The following is an 11,721-nucleotide window of genomic DNA, read 5'->3' as shown; positions in this document are numbered from 1 at the left end:
CTAGTGCATGCCGTCGCTGCGTGTCACTTACAATAGCGCCATGAAACTCGAATTCACCAAAATGCACGGCGCGGGCAACGACTTTGTCGTGCTCGACGGCTACTCCAAACCGCTCTCGCTGAATGGAGCCCAAGTGCGCGCACTCGCGGACCGACACTTCGGCGTGGGCGCGGATCAGTTGCTGCTGGTCGAAAAACCGGATATCGAAGGCGTTGATTTCAAATATCGCATCTTCAATTGCGACGGAGGCGAAGTGGAACACTGCGGCAACGGTGCGCGCTGCTTCGTGAAGTTCGTGCGCGACCGGGGCCTCACCAGCAAGATGAGCGTTCGGGTACAGGTGCAGCAAGGCGTGATCGTGCTGAGCATGCAGGAGAATGGCGACGTAGTGGTCGACATGGGCCGTCCGGAGTTCGAACCCGCCCTGGTACCGTTCAATTCCGAAGGGCTGCAAGGCCGCACCGAAGGCGCCGACACGCTCTGGCCGCTCGACATGCAGGGTGAAACACGCTGGGTGTCGGCGGTATCAATGGGCAATCCGCACGCCGTTCAGATAGTGGCCGACGTGGAAAATGCGCCGGTGCTCACTGAAGGGCCGGTGATCGAACATCACGCGCGCTTTCCGAAGCGGGTGAACGCGGGTTTCATGCAGATCGTGAACCGTGGCGCGGTAAAGCTGCGCGTCTTCGAACGTGGCGCGGGCGAAACGCTTGCATGCGGCACGGGTGCGTGCGCCGCGGTCGCGGCGGGCATCCGGCGTGGCCTGCTCGACTCGCCAGTGCAGGTTCAGGCTCATGGCGGCGTGCTGACCATTGCGTGGGATGGCGCGCATGACCCCGCGGCCCCGCTCTATATGGCTGGCCCCGCCACCACCGTATTCGAAGGCGAGATCGAGCTTGATCCCACACTCGCCAACGCCGACTGACTGTCAGGAACCCGATGCTGCCCGATACCATGAACGAACGTGAAGTCGCCGAATACCTGATCGCCAACCCGGATTTCTTTGCCGAGCACGCCGAATTGCTGGGCGCCATCCGGCTGTCCAATCCGCATGGCAAGTCGGCGGTGTCACTGCAAGAACGGCAGATGCAAATGCTGCGCGACAAAAACAAGCAGATCGAACGCAGGCTGGCCGAATTGCTGCGCTATGGGCATGAGAACGACAGCATTGCCGCAAAGTTTCATCGATGGACAATTCGCGTGATGTCCGAGCGCGATCCGCACGCCCTGCCGAAGACGATTCCCGCTGGTCTGTGTGAAATCTTTGAGGTACCGCAAGCTGCGTTGCGGGTGTGGGATGTCGCGGAGCCTTACGCGCAAGCCGAGTTCGCGCGGACCACGAGCGAGGAAGTGCGCTCCTTCACGACCAGCCTGACCACGCCGTATTGCGGGCAGAATACCGGCTTCGAGGCGGCTCAGTGGCTGACATCGGCGAGTTCAGTGTCGGTGGCATCGGCTACAACGGATGGTGTCGTCGATACCGCGAACACCACCGAATCCATCGCGCTGCTCGCGCTGCGCGATCCGGCGGCGGGTCCCGAAGCGCCCGCGTTCGGCTTGCTGGTCATGGGGTCACCCGATCCACGCCGGTTCCACGAAGGCATGGCGACCGATTTCCTCACGCAGATCGCCACGCTTGCCAGCGCCGCGCTCAGCCGCTTGTTGCCCCACTGACATGACCGACGATCCGATACCCGCCTATCTGTCGATGCTCGAGCACGAGCGGCGCCTATCGGAACACACGCTGCGCGGCTATACGCATGAACTCGACGAGTTGAAGAAGCTGGCCAACGGCCGCGCGCTGGAATCGCTGACTGCCGCCGACATGCGCGGCGCCGTGGCACGCGCTCACGGCGGCGGGTTGTCGGCGCGTTCCATTGCACATCGGTTATCGGCTTGGCGGGCGTTTTATCGATGGCACGCGGAACACGTTGAGATGCAGGCCAATCCGGTCGCGACCGTGCGTGCGCCCAAACGCGCGAAGTCCCTCCCCAAGGCGCTTTCCGTGGACGACGCCAACGCGCTGATGGAAGCGCCCCAGGCCGGCACGCCCGAAGCGCTTCGTGACCACGCCATACTCGAACTGTTTTATTCGTCGGGCTTGCGGCTCGCCGAACTGGTCGGGCTGGACGTGCATTTCGTGCAATCCGAAGGTTATGCGTCGGCCGGCTGGCTCGATCTCGCCAGCACCGAAGTCAATGTGCTCGGCAAGGGAAATCGGCGGCGCTCTGTGCCCGTGGGCAGTAAAGCCATTACCGCGTTGCGCGCGTGGATCGAGGTGCGCGGGCAGTTCGTGAAAAACGATCCGCACGCGCTGTTTCTGTCGGTGCGCGGCAACCGGATGTCACCGAATGTGGTGCGTGAACGCGTGAAACGCATGGCGTTGCTGGCCGGCGTGCCGTCGAATGTGCATCCGCACGTCTTGCGCCATTCATTCGCCACGCATGTGCTGCAATCCAGTGGCGACCTTCGAGCCGTGCAGGAACTGCTCGGCCACGCCAGTATCACGGCCACGCAGGTTTATACGTCGCTGGATTTCCAGCATCTTGCTCGCGTCTACGATCAGGCGCATCCACGCGCCAAAAAACGCGACTAAACGGTCATGGCTGCAAGCAACCCGATGCCGCATTTTCGCGGGCGCATCGCCGTATTAAAAGCCGCAGCCAACGCGCCGTGAAACCGGCGTCGCGGCCAAGCTAGCTCAGCGCTCATAAAAACGCGGCCCGAAACCTCCAAAGCATGCACTTTCCAGTAGTTAGTCAGCGCTTTCACCGAAGACCCGAATGAACACCATCACGCTGAAACCGGCGAAAGACAAGTCGCTCGCGCGCCGCCATCCGTGGATCTATGCGAACGCAATCGAACACGTGGAAGGCAAACCCGCGCCCGGTGCAACTGTGCTGATTCGCGCCCACGATGGCCGCTTTCTGGCGCGCGCGTCGTACAGCCCGGTGTCGCAGATTCGCGCCCGCGTCTGGAGCTTCGACGAAACAGAACCCGTCGATCACGCGTTTTTCAAGCGGCGCGTGCAGCGGGCGATCGCGCATCGGCAAACGATGGTGCGCGATACCGGCGCCACCCGCCTGATTTTCGGCGAGGCGGACGGGCTGCCGGGCTTGATCGTCGATTACTACATCGCGGACGATGAAAGCGCGCGCGGCCAACTGGTCTGCCAGTTCATGGCGACCGGCGTGGAACACTGGAAAGAAGCGATCGTGCTGGCGCTGATCGGCGCGACCGGTTGCCCGAACGTGTATGAGCGCTCGGACGTGTCGATTCGACAGAAGGAAGGCCTCGAACCGCTCACGGGCGTACTGGCAGGCGATCCGCCGCCGGCCACCCTGATCGCGAATGAAGGCGGCGTGCGTTATCACATCGACGTCGAACGGGGTCATAAAACCGGCTTCTACGTCGATCAGCGCGATAACCGCGCGCTCGTGCGTCAATACTCCAACGACCGCGACGTGCTCAACTGTTTTTGCTATACGGGCGGTTTTTCGCTCGCTGCATTAAAAGGCGGCGCGAAACGCGTGGTGTCGATCGATTCTTCCGGCGACGCGCTCGCGCTCGCCCAGCAAAACGTCACCGCGAACGGTTTCGATCCCCAACGCGCCGAGTGGCTCGACGCCGACGCGTTCAAGACCTTGCGCCGCTTGCATGAAGAAGGTGAACGCTTCGACCTGATCGTGCTCGATCCGCCGAAGTTCGCGCCTTCCCGTGAACACGTGGACCGTGCCGCGCGTGCCTACAAGGACATCAACCTGACGGGCTTCAAGCTGCTGCGCCCGGGCGGCTTGTTGTTCACCTATTCGTGCTCGGGTGCCATCGACGCCGATTTGTTCCAGAAGATCGTGGCGGGCGCCGCGGCTGACGCAAAAGTCGACGCACGTATCCTGAAGCGGCTCGGCGCGGGCGTCGATCACCCGCTGTTGACCGCGTTTCCCGAAGGGGAATACCTGAAAGGCCTATTGTTGCAAATCGCGTGATCGCCCATAGTTGAGCGTTTCGGACAGCGCACGCTCAGGGGCGTAGTTCAGGGGCGTAGAGAGCGCCCGCTTGACAAATATGTTTCAATAATCGACCGACCGCGTGTTTTCGAGCGCAGCGCAGGCAGCGCGGATAAAGCCTGCAGCCCGAAAACATGCAGCACGATCCTTCGACTTTAAAGAACAGGGCGACCACCATGATTCCCGTTACCATCCTGACCGGCTTTCTGGGCAGCGGCAAAACCACGTTGCTCAAGCGCATCCTGAACGACAAGCACGGCATGAAGATCGCCGTGATCGAGAACGAGTTCGGCGAAGAGAATATCGACAACGAGATCCTCGTCCAGGAAACGAACGAGCAGATCATCCAGATGAGCAACGGCTGCATCTGCTGCACGATCCGCGGCGATCTGGCGCGCGCGCTGGAAGATCTCGCTGAGCGCAAGAAGGCCGGCACCCTGAACTTCGACCGTGTGGTGATCGAAACAACCGGCCTCGCGAATCCTGGCCCGGTCGCGCAGACGTTCTTCATGGACAACACTATCGCCGACGAATTCTTGCTCGACGCCATCATCACGCTGGTCGATGCCAAGCACGCCAATCATCAGCTCGACGAGCACGAAGTCGTGCAGCGCCAGGTGGGTTTTGCAGACCGGCTGTTTATCACCAAGTCCGATCTGGTCGACGCCGCAGCACTCGACGCGCTCAAGCACCGGTTGATTCACATGAACCCGCGCGCCGCGATCAAAGTGGTGAATTTCGGCGAAGCGGACATCAAGGAAATCTTCGATCTGCGCGGCTTCAATCTGAACTCGAAGCTTGAGATCGACCCGGATTTCCTGGCCGAAGACGACCACGCGCATGACGACGACCACGCCGGGCACGACCACGACGACGATCACGACCACGCCACCTGCGGCCACGATCACAGCCATGACCACGAGCATGGTCACGCGAATCACCATCACGCGCACCACGACGACAAGATCAAGTCGTTCGTATTCCGCAGCGAGCGCGCCTTCGATCCCAACCGGCTCGAGGACTTCCTGGGCGGCATCTTGCAGATCTACGGCGAACGCCTGCTGCGCTACAAGGGCGTGCTTTATATGAAGGGCGTCGATCGCAAGGTCGTGTTCCAGGGCGTGCATCAGATGATGGGCAGTGATCTTGCGGCCAAGTGGCAGCCGATCGAGAAGAAGAACAGCAAGATGGTGTTCATCGGTATCGAACTGCCGCAGGATTTGATCGTCGACGGGTTGACCGCCTGCCTGGTCTGATCGAGGAAATAGAAAGCGCGAAGCCGTCATACGGCGTCGCGCCGCTCTCGCCTTCCGAAAGCCTCAGTTTTGGCACACTTCTCGCTATTTCTCTCCTGCAGCGCAACCAATGCGACACATCGGCAAGGCTAAAATCGCTGCGCTTGCAGGAGCCAGCGCTTTTCGCGATGGACGTCGTTGCAATATGTGTTCGCGCCCACCAAGAACCATCGCTTTTTAAACGTCAGCGCGTTATATTTTTGAGATAACGAACGAATTGCGCCAGTGTTTTGCTCAGGTGTAGTACGCATTTGCGATTCAGTTACAATACAGCCCCACTGGAGAAGCCGGGAAACCGTCCCGCCTTGGCTATAGTGCCCGGCGCGAGTGGTACTGGAAAGCGCTCCCACCGTTGTTGCGCAAGCCGTACGAGGGAGTGGAAGTGAAAAGTAAGGTGTTGTTCCGAACATCGAGCACTGGCCGATTCGCTTGAAAATCGATCCTGAGGAATCAGTCCAGATGCATCGGCCCCGCGTGGCGCCATCCAGCGCCACGAGAATCGCAGCCCGTTTTAGCGTAGTAAGTGCATGCAGTAGTTGTTGGCGAGTATCGCTGAAGTGCGGGTAACCCGAACGACGGCGGCGGCGAGCGCGGCGAGCGACCGCGAAGATGGCGAACGACATCGCCCCACATTGAAGAAGCAAGCCAGATGACGACGAAACGATTGTTGACCGAAGACGAAATCCTGAAGATGGCCGACAAGGATTACATGAACGAGGATCAACTCGCGTTCTTCAGGGTCCGACTGGAACAGTTGCAGGCCGACATTCTCAAGAATGCGGGCCAGACGACGGAAAACCTGCGGGAAACCGTCATCGTTCCGGACCCGGCGGATCGCGCGACGATCGAGGAAGAACACGCCCTCGAACTGCGCACGCGTGACCGCGAACGCAAGCTGCTGAAGAAAGTGCAGCAGTCGCTTGCGCGGATCGAGTCCGGCGATTACGGCTGGTGCGAGGAAACGGGCGAGCCGATCGGCATTCCCCGCCTGATCGCGCGTCCGACGGCCACGCTGTCGCTCGAAGCGCAGGAACGACGGGAATTGCGTCAGAAGCTTTTCGGCGACTGATCCGCCGGTGCAGCGTACGCTGCGGCTCAGGTCGCGGCGGGAAACCTGCCGGCCGGGATTTGTATCGAAAAGACTGGAAAACACTTGAAAGCACAAAAAGGCACACGAAAAACGTGTGCCTTTTTGTTTTTGTGCACCGTTTTCGAGCCCGGCAAGGCTTATTCGGCAAGGCGGGCGAGCCGCAAACGCCATCGCGCACAAGATGCCGCAAGAAGCGTCTTGATAAATTCCGCAGCGCCCTAAAATGCACTGGGCGCGCTCTCGTAGCGCGGGCGTGACAAGAGTCGGTTCGAGCGCACATTGGCAGCGCACCCATGCTCTTCGCGCTTCCAAAGGATTCCCCGCGGCGCGGCGGCACACCGGTCAACCGGCGGCCGCGCCCACTCCGCTTTCAAAGGAATGCACATGGAACAATTTCACGGCACGACCATCGTCTCCGTGCGACGCGGCGACAAGGTCGCCCTCGGCGGCGACGGCCAGGTTACGCTCGGCAATATCGTCATGAAAGGCGGCGCGAAAAAAGTGCGTCGCATCTACGGCGGCAAGGTGCTGGTTGGTTTTGCGGGCGGCACGGCCGACGCGTTTTCGCTGCTCGACCGTTTCGAAGCGAAGCTGGAAAAGCATCAGGGCAATCTGACGCGCGCCGCCGTCGAGCTCGCGAAAGACTGGCGCACGGACCGCATGCTGCGCCGGCTGGAAGCCATGCTGATTGCCGCCGACGCGCAAACCACGCTCGTGATCACCGGTAACGGCGACGTGCTCGACCCGGAAAACGGTATTTGCGCGATCGGTTCGGGCGGCGCGTATGCCCAGGCCGCGGCTCAGGCGCTCGCCGAAAACACCGAACTCTCGCCACGCGATATCGTCGAAAAGGCACTGACCATCGCGGGCGATATGTGCATTTATACGAACCACAATCGCGTCATCGAGACGATCGAGTAACACGCGCTTTCGCGTCTTCGCGAGCACAGGACAAGGACCAACGATGACCACCATGACTCCCGCCGAGATCGTCTCGGAACTCGATAAACACATCATCGGCCAGGGCCGCGCGAAAAAAGCCGTCGCCGTGGCGTTGCGTAACCGGTGGCGGCGCCAGCAGGTTGCCGAGCCGTTGCGTCAGGAAATCACGCCGAAGAACATCCTGATGATCGGACCGACCGGTGTCGGCAAGACGGAAATCGCACGCCGGCTGGCAAAACTCGCCGACGCGCCGTTCATCAAGATCGAGGCGACGAAGTTCACCGAGGTCGGCTACGTGGGTCGCGATGTAGATAGCATCGTGCGTGACCTGATCGAAATTTCGATCAAGCAGACGCGTGAAAGCGAGATGCGCAAAGTGCGTTCGCGGGCCATCGATCGCGCCGAAGACCGGATCCTGGACATCTTGCTGCCGAGCGCGCGGCCGGTTGGTTTCGGTGCCGCCGACACGCACGACGACAGCCAGAACAGCACGCGCCAGACGTTTCGCAAGCGCCTGCGCGAAGGTCTGCTCGACGACAAGGAAGTGGAAATCGACATCGAAGCGCCGCAAGCGAGCATGGACATCATGGGGCCGCCGGGCATGGAGGAAATGACCGACCAGATCCGTTCGATGTTCGCTAATATCGGCGGCGGCAAGAAGACACAGCGCAAGGTGAAGGTCAAGGAAGCGCTGAAGCTGCTCACCGACGAAGAAGCGGGCAAGCTGCTCAACGACGAAGAGGTCAAGACGAAGGCGATTCAGAACGTCGAGCAGAACGGCATCGTGTTTCTGGATGAGATCGACAAGATCGCTTCACGCAGCGAGATGGGCGGCGCGGAAGTGTCGCGGGCCGGCGTGCAGCGCGACCTGCTGCCGCTCGTGGAGGGCACCACCATCAATACGAAATACGGGATGATCAAGACCGATCACATCCTGTTTATCGCGAGTGGCGCGTTCCATCTGGCCAAGCCGAGCGATCTGATCCCCGAGCTTCAAGGGCGTTTTCCAATTCGTGTGGAGCTGGATTCGCTGTCGGTAGAGGACTTCGAGTCCATTTTGAACACGACCGACGCGAGCCTCGTGAAGCAGTACACGGCGCTTCTGGCAACCGAAGACGTGCAGCTCGATTTCAGCACGGACGGTATTCGCAGAATGGCCGAGATCGCGTTTTCGGTGAATGAGAAAACCGAGAATATCGGTGCGCGGCGGCTTTATACCGTGATCGAAAAGTTGCTCGAGGAAGTGTCGTTCGCTGCGGGCAATCACACGGGACAGCCGGTGAAAATCGATGCGGCTTACGTCGATAAAGCGTTGAATGACGTCGCAGAAGACGAGGATTTGTCGCGCTACGTGCTGTAACGTACTCAAGTCAGAAAAAAGGGCGGCTCGCAATTCCAGCAATTTGCAGGAGTTGTGAGCCGCCCTTTTACGTTCTACATAACATTCATTGCCGCACGGGCTTCTTCGCCAGCTTGCGCTGCAGTGTGCGCCGATGCATGTTCAACGCGCGCGCCGTGGCTGAAATATTGCCGCTGTTCTCGGCCAGCACGCGCTGGATATGCTCCCACTCCAGCCGCGCGACGGACAGCAGCGCCGGGTGCTCGATAGCCTCCTCGGCCGTCTGCTCGCTCGCCTCTTCCTGCAGCGCGGACAAAATCGTCTCGACGTTCGCCGGCTTTGCCAGATAGTTATCGGCGCCGTCTTTCACGGCCTGGACCGCCGTTGCGATGCTCGCATAACCCGTCAGTACGAGAATCCGTGCGTCCGGTTGAAGGTCGCGCAAGGGCGCCACGAGCGTCAGGCCGGAATCGTTGCCGAGGTGCAAGTCGACGGTGATTTGCCCGAACTTCTGCGTATTCGCCAGCCTCAAGGCCGTAGCGGCGTCGTGCGCCTGATGCGGCGTATAGCCGCGCCGCGTCAGGCCGCGCGCGAGAATGCCCGAGAAAACTTCATCGTCGTCGATGACCAAAAAATTTGTATCGCTCATGCTCTTTTCTCCGAGGTGACGGAAGCGGCGACGCCGCCGCGGCCCGTCTTTGCTGCTTTTTCCCGCGATTCGGGAGCGCTTGTATCGGCGAGACGCAAGATGGCGTGCGTGCCGCGCGGGCTGGCCGGCGTGAGCTCGATCGACCCGCCAAGCCGCGTTGCCGCTGAGAATGCCAGATACAAGCCGACACCGTGGCCGCCTTGCGTGCTGTCGACCGGTGTCGCGCCGAGCGAACCCCGCAATGCGGCGGGGATCCCCGGGCCCTGGTCGCGGACATCGAATTGAATCACGGGTTCGCCAAGATGCTGGCTCGCCAACGTCGCGAGCGTCACCGAATCGCTGCTGGCCCGCGCCGCATTATCCAGCAGAATGGTCAGGATTTGCCCGACCGCAACGGGATCGCTGAGAAACAGCCCCGCGCGTTTGTGCTCTTCCGCTTCGATCAACTCGAAACGCACGTGCGGGTGGCGCAGACGCCATTGTTCGACAAATCCATGCAGCCAGTCATCCAGCGGTTGCCGCGGCGCGGGCCCGCTCGCTCGGCTGCGCAGGCGCGCGAGCGCCGACGTGCACAAAGTCATCTGCTGCTCGAGCAGTTCGATGTCCGCGGAATACGGCGCGAGATGCGGGTCACGGCGGGCGGAATCGCGCAACTCCTCGCTCAGCATGGCGATCGTTGATAGCGGCGTGCCGATTTCGTGCGCAACCGTCGCGGCCTGGACGCCCAGCGCCACGGCGCGCTCGTCGCGCAGAAGCCGCTCCTGGGCGTCGGCCAGAGCGAAATCCCGCGCTCGCAGCGCCCGCGACATCCGCGCCACGAACCAGCCGATCAATCCCACGCTGACCATGAAGTTCACCCACAGCCCGATGCGGAAATATTCGAACAAATTCAGCGGGTCTTCCATGTTCAGCGGCACATAGCTGACCGTCAGCAGCGAATAACAGGCAACGGCGAACAACGCGAGCCACACCGTCAGACGCCACGGCAGCACGGCCGATGCAATCGCCAGCGACGGCAGGTACAGCGTGACAAACGGATTCGTCGCGCCACCGCTCAGGAACAGCAAAGCGGACAGCGCACCGAGATCGACCCAGAGCTGCCCGAACAGTTCGAGATTCGTTTCAGGCTGCGCACGCGCGACGCGTATCCATGTCAGTGCGTTGAACAAGACCTCCAGCGCGACAATGGTCAGCATTGCAGCTAACGGGAGATGCGCGCCGTAAAACGTCTGTACGACGGCGATCGTCACCAGTTGACCGATGATCGCCAGGCTGCGAAGCCAAAACAGGTGGCCGAGATTGACGCGGCCTGTGTTCGTTATCCGATGCATCGCAGTGAATTTCGCCTCAAATTTCAGAATAGTCTACTGGCTGGACATAACGGGTTAGCGCAACATCGAGTGTTGTCTCGTCGAGTGTTGTCTCGTCGAGTGTTGTCTCGTCGAGTGTTGTCTCGTATAGGGCGGCCAGGCCGCACACTCAAATAACTCGCAGCCACTCGTCTCCCAGCCACGCCTGCAATCGGCTTCTCAGCGAAGCGCCGCAAACCAGTGCCGTCCAGGACGCCATTATCCCGTGTGCGCTGAACGCGTTCATCGACCACGCCCGAACCGCGAATGCGCAAGGCAATCAGGTCGAACTCGCCGTGTCGCTGCAGGCCGCCTTGAGGTTGCAATCCGATCGGCCGGAAACGGGGCTCGACCTGGTCGATTCCATGCTGATCGACCCACTCGATCTCGTGATTACCGTGTGCACGAGCGTGGCGCATCTGGCGGCAGCGCTCGGCAAGCCGAGACGGATTCTCCTCGACACCCATGCGCACTGGGTCTGGCAACTGGAGCGCACGGGCAGTCCTTGGGATCCGACGGCTACGCTGTATCGGCAAAAGGCATTCTCGAAGTGGGAGCCAGTGATGGACGACGTCGCGCGCGATCTGACCGCGCTCGCGGCGGCGCATAAGGGCACGGCACCGCGCCGGCGCGCGCCGAGGAAGGCCACGGAGTAAGGCGTTTGTAGGTTTTGTGTCGTGGGTTCGCAGACTCCAGCACACGCGGCAATGCCATCGAGAAATCGCGACGTTCATAGGTTTATGCTACGTTGCGTTGCTTCACGCAGACAATCCGGACAAAGGCACGTCATGCGCGGATTCAAGCGGTCGGCCCGCAAAACCGGAAGCGATGCGCACCAGCATTCGGCGTCGCCCATTTGCTGAGCGCAGTGGAACTGCGCACCGCACAGCGCGCAGCGTTGGGAAGCGGAATCGGTGGAATTCATGTTCGGAGCCAGCTTTTTGGAAACAAACCACGCAGTCACGAGCAGCGTTTCGCGCGATGCAGCCGTTGCCGAAGCGCCACGTTTCTGGCTCATCGGCACACGCTCGACCACATCATTATTTCACG

Annotated in this window: 11 protein-coding genes and 1 pseudogene; 9 read left to right on the top strand and 3 right to left on the bottom strand. The window is 61.0% G+C overall.

The window, feature by feature from the left end; translation table 11 throughout:
- Window positions 1-40 precede the first annotated feature (40 nt).
- From dapF to hslU, 8 genes are all read left to right on the top strand, one after another.
- Window positions 41-925, top strand: coding sequence for a diaminopimelate epimerase (dapF, locus tag EOS_RS27645; protein WP_047895400.1), 885 nt, complete (start codon window positions 41-43; stop codon window positions 923-925).
- A 29-nt stretch (window positions 926-954) separates the two neighbouring features.
- The gene (locus tag EOS_RS27640; RefSeq protein ID WP_047895399.1) at window positions 955-1,674 is read left to right on the top strand and encodes a DUF484 family protein; all 720 of its coding nucleotides are present in this window, start codon (window positions 955-957) and stop codon (window positions 1,672-1,674) included.
- A gap of 1 nt (window position 1,675) precedes the next feature.
- Complete coding sequence (gene xerC / locus EOS_RS27635; RefSeq protein ID WP_047895369.1) at window positions 1,676-2,596, top strand: tyrosine recombinase XerC; 921 nt, start codon at window positions 1,676-1,678, stop codon at window positions 2,594-2,596.
- Window positions 2,597-2,783: 187 nt separating this feature from the next.
- Window positions 2,784-3,986 carry a class I SAM-dependent rRNA methyltransferase gene (locus EOS_RS27630; protein ID WP_047895368.1) on the top strand — a complete coding sequence of 401 codons (1,203 nt, stop codon included), beginning with the start codon at window positions 2,784-2,786 and terminating at the stop codon, window positions 3,984-3,986.
- Between the two features lie 197 nt (window positions 3,987-4,183).
- A complete protein-coding gene (locus EOS_RS27625; protein WP_047895367.1) occupies window positions 4,184-5,263 on the top strand; it encodes a CobW family GTP-binding protein in 1,080 nt (359 codons plus the stop codon).
- A 688-nt stretch (window positions 5,264-5,951) separates the two neighbouring features.
- A complete protein-coding gene (gene dksA / locus EOS_RS27620) occupies window positions 5,952-6,371 on the top strand; it encodes an RNA polymerase-binding protein DksA (protein ID WP_047895366.1) in 420 nt (139 codons plus the stop codon).
- 405 nt (window positions 6,372-6,776) lie between these two features.
- A complete protein-coding gene (gene hslV, locus EOS_RS27615) occupies window positions 6,777-7,313 on the top strand; it encodes an ATP-dependent protease subunit HslV (protein ID WP_047895365.1) in 537 nt (178 codons plus the stop codon).
- A gap of 43 nt (window positions 7,314-7,356) precedes the next feature.
- The gene (gene hslU, locus EOS_RS27610) at window positions 7,357-8,694 is read left to right on the top strand and encodes an ATP-dependent protease ATPase subunit HslU (RefSeq protein ID WP_047895364.1); all 1,338 of its coding nucleotides are present in this window, start codon (window positions 7,357-7,359) and stop codon (window positions 8,692-8,694) included.
- 85 nt (window positions 8,695-8,779) lie between these two features.
- Here hslU and EOS_RS27605 read toward each other — a convergent pair whose 3' ends face one another.
- Together EOS_RS27605 and EOS_RS27600 are read right to left on the bottom strand one after the other, a co-directional pair.
- Window positions 8,780-9,322 carry a response regulator transcription factor gene (locus EOS_RS27605; RefSeq protein ID WP_047895363.1) on the bottom strand — a complete coding sequence of 181 codons (543 nt, stop codon included), beginning with the start codon at window positions 9,320-9,322 and terminating at the stop codon, window positions 8,780-8,782.
- Complete coding sequence (locus tag EOS_RS27600; protein WP_047895362.1) at window positions 9,319-10,653, bottom strand: ATP-binding protein; 1,335 nt, start codon at window positions 10,651-10,653, stop codon at window positions 9,319-9,321. The genes EOS_RS27605 and EOS_RS27600 overlap by 4 nt, the downstream gene beginning before the upstream one ends.
- Window positions 10,654-11,042: 389 nt before the next feature.
- On the opposite strand from EOS_RS27600, the pseudogene EOS_RS27595 reads away from it, so the two are divergent.
- Window positions 11,043-11,338: pseudogene (locus tag EOS_RS27595) on the top strand (hypothetical protein); the annotation flags it as partial.
- Window positions 11,339-11,401: 63 nt separating this feature from the next.
- Here the strand turns inward: EOS_RS27595 and EOS_RS48815 are convergent.
- A complete protein-coding gene (locus EOS_RS48815) occupies window positions 11,402-11,596 on the bottom strand; it encodes a cysteine-rich CWC family protein (RefSeq protein ID WP_047895398.1) in 195 nt (64 codons plus the stop codon).
- Window positions 11,597-11,721 lie beyond the last annotated feature (125 nt).

This window comes from Caballeronia mineralivorans PML1(12) (assembly GCF_001028175.1).
Classification (GTDB): Bacteria; Pseudomonadota; Gammaproteobacteria; order Burkholderiales; family Burkholderiaceae; genus Caballeronia; species Caballeronia mineralivorans.
This window is presented reverse-complemented; position numbering and strand designations above follow the sequence as displayed.

Coding starts and splice junctions, on each gene's coding strand:
- dapF (WP_047895400.1), top strand. CDS start 41: ATGAAACTCGAATTCACCAAAATGCACGGCGCGGGCAACGACTTTGTC.
- EOS_RS27640 (WP_047895399.1), top strand. CDS start 955: ATGAACGAACGTGAAGTCGCCGAATACCTGATCGCCAACCCGGATTTC.
- xerC (WP_047895369.1), top strand. CDS start 1,676: ATGACCGACGATCCGATACCCGCCTATCTGTCGATGCTCGAGCACGAG.
- EOS_RS27630 (WP_047895368.1), top strand. CDS start 2,784: ATGAACACCATCACGCTGAAACCGGCGAAAGACAAGTCGCTCGCGCGC.
- EOS_RS27625 (WP_047895367.1), top strand. CDS start 4,184: ATGATTCCCGTTACCATCCTGACCGGCTTTCTGGGCAGCGGCAAAACC.
- dksA (WP_047895366.1), top strand. CDS start 5,952: ATGACGACGAAACGATTGTTGACCGAAGACGAAATCCTGAAGATGGCC.
- hslV (WP_047895365.1), top strand. CDS start 6,777: ATGGAACAATTTCACGGCACGACCATCGTCTCCGTGCGACGCGGCGAC.
- hslU (WP_047895364.1), top strand. CDS start 7,357: ATGACCACCATGACTCCCGCCGAGATCGTCTCGGAACTCGATAAACAC.
- EOS_RS27605 (WP_047895363.1), bottom strand. CDS start 9,322: ATGAGCGATACAAATTTTTTGGTCATCGACGACGATGAAGTTTTCTCG.
- EOS_RS27600 (WP_047895362.1), bottom strand. CDS start 10,653: ATGCATCGGATAACGAACACAGGCCGCGTCAATCTCGGCCACCTGTTT.
- EOS_RS48815 (WP_047895398.1), bottom strand. CDS start 11,596: ATGAATTCCACCGATTCCGCTTCCCAACGCTGCGCGCTGTGCGGTGCG.